Source organism: Desulfosarcina alkanivorans, assembly GCF_009688945.1.
GTDB classification, from domain to species: domain Bacteria; phylum Desulfobacterota; class Desulfobacteria; order Desulfobacterales; family Desulfosarcinaceae; genus Desulfosarcina; species Desulfosarcina alkanivorans.
Window position 1 is genome coordinate 6,533,479 of the sequence record NZ_AP021874.1, and the last position, 17,269, is coordinate 6,550,747.

Here is a 17,269-nt window from a genome sequence, read left to right on the forward strand (position 1 = left end):
GACGTGCCGCGATGTTGCCTGCTACCCCTTTCATCAAAAGGAAGGCCCCCGATATCCATGACCGCCGTGCCACTTCCGGTCCCGGGGGGCACCCCAGGTTTTCGACCTGGCGTGTGTTTTACGCCGTTTCCGGTTTGGCTCCAGGCCCGGCAGGGGAGGGTGACGCCTTTTTCCCCGGGGGGGGGGCGTCGACGGTGAAGGTATTCGCCGCTTGCGCCGTGACGTTGGAGCGAATGTGGATGTCGCGCTGGGGAAAGGCGATTTCGATGCCCTGCTCCCGGAACAGCCGGTCGATTTCGAAGCGGATGGCGGTCCCGACCTTGAGCATGTTGTCCACGTCGGTCCAGACTCGCAGCACGAAGACCAGGGCGCTGTCGCCAAAATCAGAGAAGAGTACATCCGGGCGCGGATACGCGAGGACCTTTTCTGTTTTGCCGGCGATTTCCAGCAGGGTGCTGCGAACCCGTTCGATGTCCGAGCCATAGGCCACACCGACGCTGATCTTGATGCGCAGGGTCAGGTCGCGAAAGCTCCAGTTGGTTACCTGGCTGCTGATGAATTCCGAGTTGGGAATGATCAGTGAGGCGTTGTCGTAGGTTTGTACGACCGTGGATCGGAAGTTGATCTTCTTGACCTCCGCCCAGGTGCCGTTGATTTCAACGGCGTCGCCCACCTGGATGGGCCGTTCGAAGAGCAGGATGATGCCGCTTATAAAATTGTTGAAAATGTTTTGCAGGCCAAAGCCCAGGCCGATGCTCAGGGCGCCGAAGGCCACTGTCAGGGAGGTGCTGCTGAGTCCAAATGCGTGCAGCGCCGCCAATACGCCGATGCCCCACAGAAGGTAGACCGTGATACTGGTTATCGAATGCTGAAGACCGGACTCCAGGCCGCTTTGCGCCAGTATCCGGGTGGAGAGCACGTGACGCCACAGCCGGATCAGCAGATGGGTGAAAAACAGGATCAGGGCGGCTGAGAGAAGGCCCCTCAAGGTGAAGCTGGAATCTCCGACACTGACGGGAAATCGAAGGACCTTCACCAGGCCTGAGAAAACCGTCTGGGTGCCGCTCCAGGCCAGGATCAGGCTAATCAGCAGCACAATGCCCCACATCAGCCAGAAAAGCTGGAACAACGCCCAGCGGACCGGCTGTGCGGCCCGGTGAGGGACGGCCGGGGATGATGGCGGCTCCTTGTAGAACCGCTGGTCCCCTTCCCGCAGGATCAGAAAAAAAAGAAGCCCCCAGAAAAGCGCCGTCGCCGTTGCCCCCCAGGAGGTAAACCAATAGAGTGACAGGGCGCCGTAACCGGCCAGTTCGAGAACCGGACCGGTGATGAAAATGATGTTGGCCAGCACCGAAAGTGTCGGGCGCAGCAGCTTTTGCCAGGTTGCCGGGGCGACCCCCGGCATGGGATGCGCCCTGAATTGGGGGCGAAACCGGAAGATCCAGACAATCAGGGCGGCTTCGAAAGCGATGCGGGCCACCATCAGGAGGACCCCCCCGGATCCGACGAGCCAGGCAAGTACCAGATAGATCGCCGCAAAACAGCGAATCAGGCGCAAAAGGCTTTTCAGGGGGGAAGCCCAGGCGGTCGGCAGCAGCTGGGGGTCTTGCTGCGTTTGCAGGGAGATGAAATTCAGCCCCCACTTGGTAAAGAGCCACACGATCAGCAGGGAAAACATTTCCTGAATGCCCAAAACCGTGTCGAAGAGACTTCGGGCCTGGAAAAAAATGTAGAAAAAAAGAACGGTCCCCAACAGCGGCATGGAGCGGGTCAACAGCCGGATGGCCATCCGGCGCCAGGGGTATTCAGTGGTGAACGCCTTCTCCCGGATCCGCCGGAAAAAACGCCGCAAACGCAGGATCAGGATCATGGTAAGCAGGTAAAGCAGCAACGACGTCACCGGCAGCAGCCCCCGGCTGGCCAGCAGGTCGGCTCCCAGCACGAACCAATACGACAGGGAACCGATTTTACGAAGCTGTTCCCCCAAACTTCTCAATTCACCCCCGATGTTTTTCCATCCGAGGCTGATGAGCGGGTTGACGGTTCTCTGAAAACGGTCCGCCCACCTTTTTTCCTGTATTCCCAGACTGAATTTTTCCGTCAGGTCGACAAAGCCCTGACGGGTTTCACCGACCCGGGCGATCAGGTCGAGATAACCCGCCTGCAATCGTTTCAGGATCTCACCCCGCTTCGCCTGGCTGCGAATCAGGACATCGAGGTCATCGATCAGCGCCTGTGATTCCGGGGTGCGGCTTTCAGCCGCTTTCAGGATCTGGAGTTGCTGCTCGGCAAAGGTCTTCTGGTCGGCTAACTGCCCGCTGAGTTTCTGCGCGTCATCCAGCCGCTTCTTCAACTCGGCCAGCCAGCCATCCAGCTTTTCTATGGTGCTTCGAATGCCGGGCCATGCCTTCTCAAGGTCGTCCATGCGTGTCTCGGGTGTCAGCAGCAGGCTGGCGACGGTCGAGAGTTGAATGTTTTTGAGGCCGAGTTCGGCAATCTGTTCCCGTGCCCGGTTTTCGTGGTCCTGGAGGCTTTTCTCGAGACTGGAGAGGTGGCTTTTTTCAGCCTGCAGGGCGGCCTGGACGGTTTGTTTCAGGTCGGGATATGGGGGCGCCCCGGACGGTGCCTGCCCATCGTCCTGGGCAAAGGCTGTTGACACGGCCAGGAGCAGCATGACGGTCAGGAGAAAAACCCGGCCGCCGCCGGTCGCTGCAAGCGTTGATTGACGTGCTGTTTTCAAATGCCGGAAACTCCTGTGTCGGTAATCCCTGGCCGGCGGGACGCATCCCGCCGGTTGATTTCCCTTGACGGATAAAGGTCGGACTTTTAAACTGTGATTTGGATCCCGCTTTTGCTGAACACGTTAAAAAAATTAGAAATAGCTTCGCCGGTGATCGTTCAGCCCATAAGAGGCGCACCGTAAAAACCTATACACTGAATGCCGTTGGAGAGGCAAGGGCCTTGCCGACTTTATTCGGATGCCAGGTGCTTCAGCGGACGTGGCAACCGTTGCCGTGCCTGCAGGTGCCCCATGGAAAGAGAACCCGCTTTATGAGGAACATCAGAGGAACGGCGTCTCGGACTTCCCCCAGAGGCGCGTTTCGCCCATGATCATCCCTTCACTGTTGCTGCTGGCCGGGTTTCTCGTTCTCATCAAGGGCGCCGACCTGTTCGTGGATGGCGCTGCGCGACTGGCGCGGGGCATGAACGTCCCGCCCGTGGCCGTCGGGCTGACGGTGGTGGCTTTCGGCACTTCGGCACCCGAACTGTTCGTCAACATCTCCGCCGCCGTCAGCGGAAGCAGCGATATCGCCCTGGGCAATGTGGTCGGCAGCAACATTGCCAACGTTCTTCTGATTCTGGGGATATCGTCACTGATTCGGCCGCTCACCGTTTCGAAGGGAACCGTTTGGAAGGAGATTCCTCTCAGCCTGCTGGCGGTGGTGATGCTCTGGATCCTGGCCAGTGACGTCTATATCGACGGCGCCGTCCGTTCAACGATCAGCCGTTCGGACGGCCTCGTGCTGCTGGGCTTCTTCGCCATCTTCATTGCATACACGGCATCTATCGCCGCACCGGTTGACGGGCTGCCGGAATTCACGCCGGCGCCGGCGGACAACGCGGTCGGGATTGCACTGAAAATGACCATCGGGTTTTGCGGCCTGCTGTTCGGCGGGCGCTGGATCGTGGACAATGCCGCCATCATAGGGGAGCTGCTGGCCATCCCCCGGGCCGTAATGGGACTGACGGTGGTGGCGGTGGGCACCTCGCTTCCCGAACTGGCCACCTCGGCCATGGCTGCCAGGCGGGGAGACGTGGAGATCGCGGTGGGCAACGTGGTCGGCTCCAATATTTTCAATGTGTTTTTCATCCTGGGGGTCAGTGCGGTCATCCGGCCGCTGCCCTTCAACCCCGCCGCCAATGTGGACATGGGCGCCATGATGGCGTCCGGCATCCTGCTTTTCGTCTTCATGTTCAGCGGCCGGGTGCGCATCATGGACCGCTGGGAAGGGGGGCTGGCCCTGCTGGTTTATGGGCTTTACCTCGGCTATCTGCTTTATCCCCTGTTCCCGACCGGCACGCCGGTGGGGTCTGCCGGCTGAGGGCAAACGTTGTTATCCCGTTTTCTGCAAGGGGGGCGGAACAGGGCCGACCGGGTGATACGACCGATGATGAAACGACTTTGAACGATGATGACCCTGTTTCCCGATGGATGGGCCACAGCGCCGGGGATCTACAAAACCAACCACCCCTTGAATGCACCAGGTCGGATGGAAAGGCGGAGCCATGAGCATTGACAATCTCACCCCGCTGGCCGTTGAAGTCTTTAAAAAACGCTATCTTGCCCGAAACTATCGCGGAGAGACCATCGAAACGCCGGCAGATGTGTTCGCGCGGGTGGCCCGGGTGGTGGCCGAGGCGGACCGGTTGTTCGACGCACGTGCTTCGGTCCGGGACACCGAGGCGCGCTTCGCATCGGCCATGACCTCACTCTCCTTTCTGCCCAATTCACCCTGTCTGATGAATGCCGGCCGTCCGCTGGGGCAGTTGGCCGCCTGTTTCGTGCTGCCGGTGGAAGACCATCTGGAGTCCATTTTCCAGAGCCTCAAGGATGCCGCCCTGATCCACCATACCGGCGGCGGCACCGGATTCTCCTTCAGTCGGCTGCGCCCCGCCGGGGACACCATTTTTCCGGCATCCGGGGTAACCGGCGGGCCGGTGTCGTTCATCCGGCTGTTCGATGCCGCCACTCACCTCATCGACCGGGACCGCATCCGGCCTGGCGCCAACATGGGTGTGCTGCATGTGAACCACCCGGACATCAAGGCGTTTGTCACGGCCAAGCAAGACCGCCGCCAGCTGTGCCATTTCAATCTTTCCGTGGCCGTGGACGACCTTTTTATCGATTGTGTAAAGAACGGGCGCGACTATCCCCTGGTTCACCCGCGAACCGGGGCCGAGGTGGCACGCCTGCCGGCGGCCGACCTGCTCGGCCTGATGGCAGCAAGCGCATGGGCGACCGGGGATCCCGGCATCCTGTTCCTCGACCGCATCAACCGGGCCAACCCCACCCCGGAAATGGGGCCGCTGGAAGCCACCAACCCATGTGGCGAGCAGCCGTTGCTGCCCTACGAGTCGTGCACCCTGGGCTCCATCAACCTCACCCGGATCATCGACGGCAACGCCATCGACTACGGGAAACTGGATTCCCTCGTGCATTTGGGCGTTCATTTTCTGGACAACGTGGTGGAAGTGAACCGGCACCCCATTTCCCGCACCGGTGAGTGGAGTCGGATGAACCGCAAGATCGGGCTGGGGGTTATGGGATTCGCCGACATGTTGATTCTCCTCGGCATCCCCTACCAGAGTGAACAGGCCGTGGCGCTAGCCGAAGCGATCATGTCCCGGGTTCAGCAAACCGCCGAGGCCGCGTCGGCTGAATTGGCCGTGAAGCGGGGAAATTTTCCCGCTTTTCAGCAGAGCGTATTTCCAGCCAGGGGGGTGACGTGGCGGCGCAATGCCACCCTGACCACCGTGGCGCCCACCGGGACCATCAGCATTCTGGCAGGGGTCAGCAGCAGTGTCGAACCGGTTTTCGCTTTTGACGTCGAGCGCCGGATCGTGGATCAGGTTTTCAAGGACGTGCATCCCCTTTACCAGCGATACCGGCGTGAAGGCCGGCCCATCGACCGACGGATCTTTCAGACGGCCTGGGACGTCTCCCCCCACTGGCACCTCAAGATCCAGGCCGCCTTCCAGAAGAATACGGACAATGCCGTTTCCAAAACGGTCAATCTGCCCGAAGCCGCCACGGTTGAGGATGTCCGTGATCTTTTTCTGGAAGCGGCGGACATGAACCTCAAGGGGATCACCGTATACCGTGACAAGTCTCACCCGGACCAGATTCTCTCCGCCTGTTCGTTAAAAAATGAGGAGTGTTCCTAAGGGCCGGGGACCGGAGGCAAAAGGTCGCGAAACCGACGGCTTCGTTCTGGCTGCGGTTCTCATCTGCGGGCAGCCCATCTTAAACGTGAGGATTTATCATGAACCGAAGACAATCCATCGATGCCATCGACGCCAATGACGGATACTGGGACATGCTGGTGATCGGCGGCGGTGCCACCGGTCTTGGATGTGCGCTGGACGCCGCCTCGCGGGGGTACCAGACCTTGCTGGTGGAGCAGGATGATTTTGCCAAGGGGACGTCCAGCCGCAGTACCAAACTGGTGCATGGCGGGGTGCGCTACCTTCAGCAGGGCAATGTCTCGCTGGTTCTCGAGGCCCTTCACGAACGTGGCCTGCTGATGCAGAACGCGCCCCACCTCGTTCGGAACCAGGCGTTCATCGTGCCCAACTATGAATGGTGGGACGGCCCTTTTTACGGGGTCGGGCTCAAAGTCTACGATCTTCTGGCCGGCCGGCTGGGGTTGGGGACTTCCAAGTGGCTGTCCAAAGCGGAGACCCTTCAACGGATTCCGACCCTGGAGCCGGACCGGCTGCGCGGCGGCGTGGTCTACCATGACGGACAGTTCGACGACGCCCGTCTGGCGGTCAACCTGGCCCAGTCGATTGCGGATGCCGGCGGTGTGCCCGTCAACTACATGCAGGTGACGGACCTGACCTATTCGGGGGAGATGATCAACGGGGTTACCATAAAGGATTCCCTGACCGGGGAAGAACGGACCGTTCGCGCCCGGGTGGTGATCAACGCCACGGGCATTTTTGCCGATGACATCCTGCGAATGGACCGGCCCGGGGCACCCGCTCTCATTACCCACAGCCAGGGCATTCACCTGGTTCTGGACAAGCGGTTCCTGAAAGGAAACACTGCCATCATGGTGCCTCAGACTGAAGACGGACGGGTGTTGTTCGCCGTGCCCTGGCACGACCGGGTGCTGGTGGGGACCACCGATACACCGGTGGATCGCGCCACCCTGGAACCCCGCCCCTTCGAAGAAGAGATTGATTTCATTCTCAAGCATGCCGCCCAGTACATGGTCGAGGATCCCGTCCGGGAGGATATCCTGTGCGTGTTTGCGGGCCTCCGGCCGCTGGTGGGGGCAGGTGAGGGCAAAAAGACCGCTGCCATCTCCCGGGACCATCATTTGGCGGTCTCCCCGTCGGGGTTGGTGACCATTACCGGCGGTAAATGGACGACCTACCGAAAGATGGCCGAAGATGCCGTGGACCAGGCGGCCTTGATTGCCGGTTTGCCCGAAAGCGACTGCCGGACGCGCACGCTGCGCATTCACGGGTGGCTGAAGAACATGGATCCGGCGGATCCGATGCGGGCCTATGGGTCCGACGCGGTTTCCATCCGGCGGATTGTCGACACCGATGCCCGGATGGGAGAAAAACTGCACGACCGTCTGCCCTACGTCGGTGCGGAGGTGATTTGGGCCGTTCGCCATGAAATGGCCGTAACACTGGAAGATGTGCTGGCTCGCCGAACCCGCGCCCTTATCCTTGATGCGCCGGCAAGCATGGACATTGCTGAGAAGACGGCTGCCCTCATGGCACACGAATTGGGAAGGGGGGCGGAATGGGAGCGGGAACAGGTGGCCGGATTCAAGATGCTGGCCCGAGGCTACCAGCCGGATTGAGGCTGGCGGTTCGATGTCGGAAGGTGGAAAGTGCCGACCGGAAGGCGGTCAGGCCACTTTGAGAAAATCCACTTTCCTGATCCCGCTGGTAAATTCCAGGGTGCTGCAGATCATGTCCAGGTTTTCCCTCAGGGCTTTCTGGCGATGCTCGCCCATGGGATAGGCCTTCCCGATGGTTTTGGCCATGGCGGCCAGCAGCTTGACCCGCTGGTAGAATACATGATCGAACCCCATCCCGTCTTTGATCGACTGCCGGTTACGAATGGGAATCAGTTGTTCCAGGTCGATGCTTTCGGCGCCGATGTAACGCGCATTGCCGACCAGCGTGCGTTTGCGCACCGCGCCCAATGGATACCCCTCCAGATATGCTCGCGTCATAATGATCAACAGCTTGAGCCTGGAGATAAAAATATGGTCGAGGTCCATTTCGCAGGCGTTGCCGGTCGAAGCACCGAACCGAAGCATGGCGTTCCTTTCCGGATTGTTTTCGGGGAGTGAAGCGGCAATTGTTAAATAAAGTCACAAAAGCAATAATCGAACCATGTGCGGTTTTTTTCACAATGATACAGTCGGCTGGTTAACCGGTTTCAATCACATGAAAAATGAAAAGTGCGGCGGCGGGCGTGTCCGGTTGGGTGTATGACAAAAACTTCCTATTGTGTCCTTTTTGTAACAGTTTTTGTGAAAAACCTTCCATGGTGGGGGCACAGCACCGGTCGAATCCGGCGTCTGAGGAGGTCCGTGCGGTATAACGCCGATCCTGAAGGTCGTCCACCACAAGGATGGTTTCCATTCTGTCCCGTTAGATGGGCCCCCGGGTGATCCGGGGTGTGGTCAGGAGGCGGGAAGCCAATAGGGGGGGCGTGGGATTACAACGATTCCTGATCCAATTTCATCAGGCCCTTGATGCTCTGGGAGATCAACGCCAGCCTGCGGATGATTTCCAGCCGCGTCTTGTTTTTCGGGAGGGTCTCGTCCGCGATCTGCTTGCGGTATTGCCCGGCCACGGTTGACAGGAGATCGGCAATGGCGTGGTCATCTTCCATGTCCTTGCTCCATGACAACAGACAGGAGTACCCATTGCGAGGACAGGCTTGAGAAGAGATTCATGTCCGCCGAGACCTCGCCGTCATCCACGCGTGCGTTCCGGATATTGCGGGTCAACTCGTCGGGGAAACGCTCAGCAATCCGCTGGAGATCCCTGCCGTGCACCTCCACCCCGGTTTCCAACAGGCGGGAGCCGACCTCCCTGGCGACCATGTTGAACAGTTTGACCGTCACCCGTCCCGTGGATTCGCAGGCACCACAGGCATCGGCGGGTTGAGAGATATCCTTGCGGAAGGCCGCGTAGCGTCCCCCCTTGCGCATGGTGGCTCCCAGCAGGCCGGGCATGGCCGCACTCAGGGCCAGGGTGGCCCCGTCCCGGACCATTGCCGTATCCACATCGTCCACCGGTCGGGCATCGAGGAACAGGGTCTGGACGCGCTGGTCGAGGTAGTCGTCGTCGATACCCAACTGGCCGCAAAGAAACTCCCGAAGGGTGCAGCCGGTTCTTGCAGACAGGACGACACCTTTTTCAAATAGTGAGGAAAACAGGGGGGTGCAGGAACCATCCACCCGCAGGTCGAGTCGAATCATGGCTGATGCTCCGAATGGGGCTGTGGTGTGTCGCTAAGTAAACGGGGAGATCCTTGCGGATCTCCCCGTCCGTTTCAGTGGTCATCCCTGTCAAGCCTCGACCCTACCAGTTGAATACCGTGTCCAGCTCTTCGTCGGTGACGCCGAAGGTGACATTGTGGGGTGCCAGGGCCTCTTTCTTGAAATAGTCGGGCAGACGGTCGTCATTGGCGGTAAAGCCGGCGGCCCGATTGAATTCGCGTTCGTTTTTCAGCACCGACTGGCCAAGGGCGGTGACGTCGTCGGCGGTCATCGGCTGGCCGATAAAGGCGCCGACCAGATCGACCAGGGCATTGAAGGTGTCGGGCTGGTCGAGGATGGCAAAGGCGATGAACAGGCACATGCCGGTGGAGTCGATGGCTGCGGTGGCAATCTGAAGGTTCCTGGACAATTCCACCTGCCCCTCGGGTTTGAGGGCATCCACGCTGCCGCCGACGCCCAGGAGGTTGGTGGCCACGGCATAGCCGGCCGTGTGGTCGGCGCCCATGGTGGTGGTGGCGTAGGTGACGCCGATGCCCTGGACCGCACGGGGGTCGTAGGCGGGCATGGACTGGCGCTTGACCACGGGCACCCGCTCCACGCCGAAGACCTGTCCGGTCACGGCGGCGCCGTTGCCCAGAATTCTTCCCAGCGGCGTTCCGTCGCCCACTTCCTGGAGCAGCCGGATGGCCGCCTGGCTGTCGCCGAACTTGGCCAGTCCGGCTTCCATGGCCACGCCGATGGTGGCGCCCATTTCGATGGTGTCCAGGCCGAAATCGTCATCCATGCGGTCCAGTTGGGCGACCACATCCAGATCGTCGATGCCGCAGTTGCCGCCGTGGGCCCAGACCGTCTCGTACTCGGGCTGTTTGGTGACGAAATTGCCGTCTTTATCGTAAAAGGTCCCCGAGCAGCGGATCACACATCCCCGATGGCAGCCGTGGGTGGCCGATCCTTCGCCTCCGCGTTCGTTTTCCAGTGCGGCCTGGGTTTCACCGGAGAGGTTGGATGCACCCTCGAACTGCCCGGTTTTAAAATTGTGGGTGGGGTATCCGCCGGCTTCGTTGACCACATTGGTGAGCACATTGGTGCCGAATGCGGGCAGTCCTTCGCCGGTGACCGGGTGCTTGCGCAGGCCTGCGGCAAAAGCCTTGTTGGCGGCTTTGAATTTCTCGGGATCGGCGGGCTGGCGCATTTTCATGCCGTTGTCATCCAGGACGATGGCCTTGATGCCTTTGGACCCCATGACGGCACCAACGCCCCCGCGTCCGGCGTGGCGGGTGGGGCGCTGCTCCACATCCGTGAAGGCGATGGAGGCGGCGGACATTTTCATTTCACCCGCCTGGCCGATGGTGACACAGGCCACCTTGCTGCCGTACTGGGCGCTGAGCTTTTCCACGGTGGCGTAGTTGCCCAGACCCTTGAGATCTTCGGCGGACTCCAGTTTGACGCCGTCCTTATCGATGAAAACCTTGTAGAGGCTGTCGTCGTCGGCTTTTCCCTCGAGGATGATGGCCGCATAGCCCAACCGGCCCATCACCTGGGCTCCCTGGCCGCCGGAATTGGCCTCCTTGATGCCGCCGGTGAGCGGGCTTTTGCAACCCACGCTGATCCGGCCGGAAATGGCCGCGGCCGATCCGCTCAGCAGGCCCGGTGCGATGACCAGTTTGTTGGCATCGCTCAGCGGATGGCAGGTGGGGGGGACTTCCTTGGCAACGACCGCCGAGGTCATTGCCCGGCCACCCAATCCTGCATACTCTCCCAAAGCCTCGGTTTTTACAGCCGGGCCTCCCGGAGCGCCCATGTCAATTCTTAAAATTTTGTCCATCTTGTCCCTCCTGTTCATACTATTCTGATGTTAACAAGTAATCCGTGATTGATGGTCGTATGTTGAATGACGTGAGAAAACAGGCTTCCTTCTTATTGTAATTATGAGTGTTCGCCGGTAATGTCAAGGAAAACCAAGAATGACAAGCAGATGACAACCCCGTCCTTTCAGGTGATATTGGGTCGTTATGGTCGGTTCTGTCCACCGTGACGAATAAAGCGGTCAAGGCGAGGGAAAGATCAACCCCTGGCGGCAGGCGTCAACATAAAAAAAAAGCCCGAAACCCTGTTCAACCAATCGGTGAAAAGGGGGTTCGGGCTGGCGATCCTGTACTGACGTGCGGGGGCTTATCCGTTTTTGCGTTCAAAGGTCTTCATGAAATCCACCAATGCGGCCACGGCCGCCAACGGCGTCGGGTTGTAGATGGAGGCCCTGCATCCGCCCACGCTGCGGTGGCCTTTGAGGCCTCCCAGACCGTTTTCCAGGGCCTCGGCCACGAAGGTTTTTTCCAGATCCTCGTCGGGCAGACGGAAGGTGACGTTCATGAGCGAGCGGCTTTCCCGTTCCGCCGTTGCCCGGTAAAAGTCGCTCTGGTCCATGTAGTCGTAAAGCAGGCCGGCTTTCTTGCGGTTCAATGCCTCCATCTTGTCCAGTCCGCCAATGGTTTCTTCCAGCCATTTGAGTACCAGCTGAACCGTATAGATGGCAAAGCAGGGCGGGGTGTTGTACATGGAATTTTTTTCGGCATAGGTGCTGTAACGAAGCATGCTGGGAACGCCCTCGGGGGTGCGGGCCAGCATGTCATCGCGGATGATGGCCAGGCAGACGCCGGCCGGTCCCATATTTTTCTGGGCACCCGCATAGATCAACCCGAATTTTTCCATCTCCAGCGGCCGGGAGAAGATGTCCGAACTCATGTCCGAGACGATGGGAACGCCCCCGGTGTCCGGAAACTGGGCCCACTGGGTCCCCTTGATGGTGTTGTTGGAGGTGATATGGGCATAGGCGGCGCCGGCGTTAAACGGGATCGCCCGGGGGATATAGGAAAAATTGCGGTCTTCGGATGAGGCCACCACGTTGATGGACTTCCCCTGTATGCGGGCTTCTTTGATGGCTTTGGTCGACCATGTCCCGGTGTTGACGTAGTCTGCCGAATCGCCGTCCCCCATCAGGTTCATGGGCACCATGCAGAACTGCATGCTGGCGCCGCCCTGGAGAAAAAGTACCTGATAACGGTCGTTCAGCTTCAGGATCCGTTTTACCCGGGCGATGGCGTCATTGATCACATCGTCGAACCATTTGGAGCGGTGACTGATTTCGGTGACCGACATCCCGGACCCGGCGAAGTTGAGAAAGGATTCCTGGATTTCTTCCAACACCGGGAGGGGCAGGGCTGCCGGTCCTGCGTTGAAATTATGAATTCTGTCCGCTTTCATCGTTTATAACCTCCATTTGAATGTGTCTGGACAGGCCGGTGCCGGGACCTGGCAGAGGATAATGGCTCCTCTCGCGTGCCGCATTCTTTTATCGTCGGCGCTGATCTGTTTTTCCGCTGGCACCGGTCAATTAACCGCTTATTTCTACAGATAGAAACCCATATGTCAACTCGTAATGTCAATTAAATAATAATTGCTGTTTATCAGGCCTTCACGGGGGCCCGTGAAGACGATAGGCGCGGGTGGCCCGTCCCGGCGGCCCGGAGGGAGTCGACGGCAGGTGCGGGCCGCCGCCTTCATGATTCCCGCCGTGTTCCCCCCCCCCCCCTCTATTGACAAACCCTCTGGATTCACAATAAAGGGGGGTAACTTTGACAGAAAGGAACTGTTCTCATGAAAATCTTCCGCTACCCGTCGTCTGCCGCGGATAAGAAGATGAAGGCCATCGTCGGCCGGAATATCGATTTCAGGAAATCCGATGTCCAGGCCGTCACCCGTATTCTCAAGGACGTGAAAAAAAACGGAGACAGCGCGCTGATCCGATACAGCCGGCAGTTCGATGCTCCCCGGATGACCGTCGAGGCCCTTGCCGTTTCCCCTGAGGAGATGGCGGCGGCCAAAAAGAAGGTGGACCGGGGGTTCATGCGGGCGCTGAATCGCGCAGCCTTGCAGATCGAGGGATTCCACCGTCAGCAGCTGCCCAAGTCGTGGATCGACACGCGACGGCCAGGCACCCTTCTGGGCCAGATGGTCAACCCCGTCGATGCGGCCGGCGTTTATGTGCCCGGTGGAAAAGGGGGCACGACGCCCCTGGTTTCCTCGGTGCTCATGGGGGCCATCCCGGCCAGGATCGCCGGCGTGCCCAAGGTCGTGATGGTCACGCCGCCGATGTCATCGGGGGAGGTGGCCCCCCATCTTCTCGTGGCAGCCAAAAAGGCGGGCGTGGACGCCGTCTACAAGGTGGGCAGCGCTTGGGCCATCGGTGCCCTGGCCTATGGTACCGAGACCATCCCCGGGGTCAACGTCGTCGTCGGGCCCGGAAATATATACGTCACCCTGGCCAAGAAAATGGTCGCCGGGACGGTGGGGATCGATATGATCGCCGGGCCCAGTGAAATTCTGGTGATCGCCGACGGGACCGCCGATCCGGTATTTACCGCTGCCGATCTTCTCAGCCAGGCCGAGCACGACCCGCTGGCTTCGGCCATCCTGGTGACCGATTCGGCGCAGCTGGCCCAGTCGGTGGCGTCCGCTGTGGAAGACCAGCTCGAATCGCTGGCCCGCGCCGACATCGCCCGCCGGAGCCTGTCCGCCTTCGGGGCCATCATGGTCGTGGAGAACATGGACTCGGCCATCGACCTGGCCAACCACATCGCCCCTGAGCATCTGGAACTCCAGGTGGCCGATCCCATGGATGTGGCCCCGCGGCTGCGCAACGCCGGGGCTATTTTCCTGGGGCACTATACGCCCGAGCCGGTGGGAGACTACATGGCCGGCCCCAATCACGTCCTGCCGACGGCGGGCACGGCGCGCTTTTCTTCGGCCCTGTCGGTGGATGATTTCATGAAAAAGACCAGCCTGATCCGATACTCGCAGGCGGCATTCAGGAAAGATGCCCGCGATATCATGTGCCTGGCCAACGTCGAAGGGCTGGGGGGGCACGCCAACGCCATTCAGGTCCGTCTGTCCAAAAAATAAATTACCGGCTTAAAGTGAAAAGGTTTGAGAAAAGACGGCCCTGCGAATCCATGCAGACATCCTGCGGTTTCCAGCCGTCGGTTGACGGTCAAGGAGAACAGACGGCAGCTGATAACGATGCCCAAACCGTGAACCGGTAACCGGCAACAATAAACCCGTAGCCGATACCAAAAGGATAACATTGCCTATGGATATCATCGACCTGCGATCGGATACCATCACCCGGCCTACTCCGGCCATGAGAAAAGCCATGGCCGATGCCGAGGTGGGGGACGACGTGTTCAAAGAAGACCCTACCGTCAACCGATTAGAGGAGATGGCGGCCCGGCGGATGGGAAAACCCGCTGCCCTGCTGGTGGGCTCGGGCACCATGGGGAATCTGGTGTCCCAGCTGGCCCACTGCGGCCGGGGAGACGAGACCCTCCTGGGGGACCAGTCCCATGTTTTCTTCTACGAGCAGGGCGGGGCTTCGGCGCTGGGCGGTATTCATCCGCGGACGCTTCCCAACGAAAAGGACGGAACGATTGCCCCGGAGACCATCGAAGCGGCCATCCGTCCCGATGATGTCCATTTTCCGCAGTCCCGCCTGGTCATCGTGGAGAACACCCATAACCGATGCAGCGGCACCCCCCTGACCGCCGCTTACACGGCCACGGTGGGCCGGCTGGCCAGACGGCACGGTCTGAAGCTGCACATCGACGGCGCCAGAATTTTCAATGCGGCGGTTTCGCTGGGTGTGGATGCGGCCGAACTGGCCGCACCGGCTGATTCGGTGACCTTTTGCCTGAGCAAGGGGCTGGCCGCGCCGGTGGGATCCGTGCTCTGCGGCGATGAGGACTTCATTGCCCGGGCGAGAAGAATGCGGAAATCCGTGGGGGGCGGTATGCGGCAGGCGGGCATCATTGCCGCCGCCGGTATCGTGGCGCTTACCGAGATGGTGGATCGCCTGGCCGAGGACCACGCCAATGCCAGGACCCTGGCCGTGGGGCTGGCGGGAATCCCCGGGCTGGGAATCGATCCCGATGCCATTGCAACCAATATTGTCTACTTCCGCGTGACCGCAAAGGGGCTGGACGCACCGGCGGTGGTGGCCCGGCTGGGCGAGTCGGGGGTGCGGGTGCTGCCGACAGCAAAGGATCAGATGCGTGCCGTGCTCAATTACCATGTGACTGGGGCTGACGTGCAGCGGGCGCTGGCAGTATTCAGCCGGGTCATGAAGGGGTAGCGCCGCTCGGGGATCAGACGGCCGTCAACGCATTATCGGCCAAAAAAAGACGGACCGCCGGTCTCGGATGAACCCGACGGTCCGCCATGTATAATCGGCAGGTCGCTGAATTATACAGCGTCTCTCAGTTTCTTTCCCGGTTTGAACTTGACCACGTTGGCGGCCTTGATCTTGATGACTTCGCCGGTCTGGGGGTTGCGTCCCTTGCGGGCCTTACGGCGCACCTTCATGAAGGTTCCGAATCCTACCAACGTCACCTTGCCGTCTTTTTTCTTCAGGGCTTTGCCGACATTGGCGGTGAAGGAATCCAGCGCGGCAGCGGCGGCAACCTTGGTGATGCCGGCATCATCTGCCATTTTCTCAACTAATTCAGCTTTTGTCATCGTTTCCTCCTTTGGATGGTGTGAAATGGGAACCTAATAATGATGCATATGCTCTGGCATTACAGTAAAATGTCGACCGTGTCAACAGCGAAACCCCATGGTACAAGGGTTTGAGGGAAGAAAATGGGTTTCAATGCTTGAAACTCCGCTGTCCGGTATAGACCATCGCCACGTCGGCTTCGTTGCATGCTTCGATGGACTGGTAGTCATTGGTCGATCCGCCTGGTTGAACCACCGCGGTTACACCTTCACGAATACCTACGTCCACCCCGTCCCGGAAGGGAAAGAACGCGTCGCTGACCATGGATGCACCCACGAGTCCACCCTTTTCGGCTGATACGCGTGCATCGATTTCAGCCTTTCGATCCGGATCGTCCAGGTCGTTGTAAGGCGTCTGCCAGGCTTCGAAGCAATAGCGGTCGGCCAGCTTGCGGTAGGCCTTGTCGCGGGCGATCTCCGCCACGCCGACCCGGTCCTGCTCGCCGGTGCCGATCCCCACGGTGACCAGATCCTTGACGTAGAGCACCGAATTGGAGGTGACCCCCGACTCCACCAGCCAGCCGAACAGCAGGTCGTCGTATTCCCGGTCGGTGGGCATGCGGCGGGTCTGGTAGACCTTCCCGTTGGCTTCGCAGCGGGCCGGTGTCAGGTCGTCCCGGGTGCGTGCCTGGGGGACAAAAGACCACTGGGCGATGATCCCGCCGTCCATGAGGCTCTTGAATTCCACACAGCGTTTCCCGACGAATTCCTGCAGCCTCCCGATGTTGCCGATGCGGATGACCCGCAGGTTTTTCTTCCTGGAGAAAATCTCCATCACCCCGTCCTCGAAATCGGGTGCCACGACCACTTCGGCGTACTGGCTGCAAATAGCTTCGGCAGTCGCTTTGTCCACGCCGCGGTTCACGGCGATACAGCCGCCGAAGGCCGCTACCCGATCGGCGAGGTTGGCCCTGGTGTACGCCGCTTCCAGGGATTCTGCCTGGGCAACGCCGCAGGGGTTGTTGTGCTTGACGATCACCGCCGTCGGCCGGTGGGTCAAGTATCTCAGGATGTTGAGGGCATTGTCGGCATCGGTGAGGTTGGTCTTTCCCGGGTGCTTGCCCGATTGGAGCAGTTCGATGTCCGACGCGAGGTATTGTCCGGGCTGGATGGTTTCGGTTTCGCCGAGCACCAGATTGCCGTTGACCATGCGATACAGGGCCGCCTCCTGCCCCGGGTTTTCACCATAACGCAGGCCCTTCTGGACCGCATCGATGGTCCAGGTGACCTTCTCGTAAAACAGGGTTTGCCGACGGTCATGGTCCACGAAGCTGATTTCCATGTTCGGGGGGAAATGGTCGTCCATGATGGTGCGGTACATTTTTTTCAGGTCTTCAGCCATGGTATTGCTCCTTACAAAAAGAGGATTCAAGGATACAAGGATTCAGGGGGTCAAGGGG

General features: G+C 60.0%; 13 protein-coding genes. 5 read left to right on the plus strand and 8 right to left on the minus strand.

Translation table 11 applies throughout. The features are described from left to right. Nucleotides 1-118 precede the first annotated feature (118 nt). Nucleotides 119-2,740 (minus strand): mechanosensitive ion channel domain-containing protein, encoded by a 2,622-nt coding sequence (locus DSCA_RS32775; protein ID WP_231716305.1) that lies wholly within the window; start codon nucleotides 2,738-2,740, stop codon nucleotides 119-121. Between the two features lie 367 nt (nucleotides 2,741-3,107). Between DSCA_RS32775 and DSCA_RS28370 the strand changes: the two genes are divergently transcribed. The 3 genes from DSCA_RS28370 to DSCA_RS28380 all read left to right on the plus strand — a co-directional run bounded on the left by DSCA_RS28370 (nucleotide 3,108) and on the right by DSCA_RS28380 (nucleotide 7,604). Continuing rightward, nucleotides 3,108-4,103: a calcium/sodium antiporter gene (locus DSCA_RS28370; RefSeq protein ID WP_155319645.1), complete on the plus strand. Its 996-nt coding sequence runs from the start codon at nucleotides 3,108-3,110 to the stop codon at nucleotides 4,101-4,103. A 184-nt stretch (nucleotides 4,104-4,287) separates the two neighbouring features. Then, a complete protein-coding gene (locus tag DSCA_RS28375; protein WP_155319646.1) occupies nucleotides 4,288-5,946 on the plus strand; it encodes an adenosylcobalamin-dependent ribonucleoside-diphosphate reductase in 1,659 nt (552 codons plus the stop codon). Nucleotides 5,947-6,044: 98 nt separating this feature from the next. Then, complete coding sequence (locus DSCA_RS28380) at nucleotides 6,045-7,604, plus strand: glycerol-3-phosphate dehydrogenase/oxidase (RefSeq protein ID WP_155319647.1); 1,560 nt, start codon at nucleotides 6,045-6,047, stop codon at nucleotides 7,602-7,604. A gap of 48 nt (nucleotides 7,605-7,652) precedes the next feature. On the opposite strand, the gene DSCA_RS28385 is transcribed toward DSCA_RS28380, so the two are convergent. The 5 genes from DSCA_RS28385 to serC all read right to left on the minus strand — a co-directional run bounded on the left by DSCA_RS28385 (nucleotide 7,653) and on the right by serC (nucleotide 12,524). Continuing rightward, nucleotides 7,653-8,069 carry a hypothetical protein gene (locus DSCA_RS28385; protein ID WP_155319648.1) on the minus strand — a complete coding sequence of 139 codons (417 nt, stop codon included), beginning with the start codon at nucleotides 8,067-8,069 and terminating at the stop codon, nucleotides 7,653-7,655. Nucleotides 8,070-8,473: 404 nt separating this feature from the next. Then, complete coding sequence (locus DSCA_RS28390; RefSeq protein WP_155319649.1) at nucleotides 8,474-8,650, minus strand: hypothetical protein; 177 nt, start codon at nucleotides 8,648-8,650, stop codon at nucleotides 8,474-8,476. Continuing rightward, nucleotides 8,640-9,242 carry a hypothetical protein gene (locus tag DSCA_RS28395; RefSeq protein WP_155319650.1) on the minus strand — a complete coding sequence of 201 codons (603 nt, stop codon included), beginning with the start codon at nucleotides 9,240-9,242 and terminating at the stop codon, nucleotides 8,640-8,642. Before DSCA_RS28395 ends, DSCA_RS28390 begins: the two co-directional genes overlap by 11 nt. Before the next feature lie 103 nt (nucleotides 9,243-9,345). After that, nucleotides 9,346-11,088 carry an aldehyde ferredoxin oxidoreductase C-terminal domain-containing protein gene (locus tag DSCA_RS28400; RefSeq protein WP_155319651.1) on the minus strand — a complete coding sequence of 581 codons (1,743 nt, stop codon included), beginning with the start codon at nucleotides 11,086-11,088 and terminating at the stop codon, nucleotides 9,346-9,348. A gap of 347 nt (nucleotides 11,089-11,435) precedes the next feature. Beyond that, complete coding sequence (gene serC / locus DSCA_RS28405; RefSeq protein ID WP_155319652.1) at nucleotides 11,436-12,524, minus strand: 3-phosphoserine/phosphohydroxythreonine transaminase; 1,089 nt, start codon at nucleotides 12,522-12,524, stop codon at nucleotides 11,436-11,438. Between the two features lie 393 nt (nucleotides 12,525-12,917). On the opposite strand from serC, the gene hisD reads away from it, so the two are divergent. Together hisD and ltaE are read left to right on the plus strand one after the other, a co-directional pair. Continuing rightward, nucleotides 12,918-14,222 (plus strand): histidinol dehydrogenase, encoded by a 1,305-nt coding sequence (hisD, locus tag DSCA_RS28410; RefSeq protein ID WP_155319653.1) that lies wholly within the window; start codon nucleotides 12,918-12,920, stop codon nucleotides 14,220-14,222. Between the two features lie 187 nt (nucleotides 14,223-14,409). Then, on the plus strand, nucleotides 14,410-15,447 hold the full coding sequence (gene ltaE / locus DSCA_RS28415) for a low-specificity L-threonine aldolase (protein WP_155319654.1): 1,038 nt from the start codon (nucleotides 14,410-14,412) through the stop codon (nucleotides 15,445-15,447). Nucleotides 15,448-15,557: 110 nt separating this feature from the next. Here ltaE and DSCA_RS28420 read toward each other — a convergent pair whose 3' ends face one another. Together DSCA_RS28420 and DSCA_RS28425 are read right to left on the minus strand one after the other, a co-directional pair. Then, entirely contained in the window at nucleotides 15,558-15,830 is a 273-nt protein-coding gene (locus tag DSCA_RS28420; RefSeq protein ID WP_155319655.1) for an HU family DNA-binding protein, read from the minus strand. A gap of 130 nt (nucleotides 15,831-15,960) precedes the next feature. After that, nucleotides 15,961-17,211 (minus strand): IMP cyclohydrolase, encoded by a 1,251-nt coding sequence (locus DSCA_RS28425; protein ID WP_155319656.1) that lies wholly within the window; start codon nucleotides 17,209-17,211, stop codon nucleotides 15,961-15,963. Nucleotides 17,212-17,269: the final 58 nt, after the last annotated feature.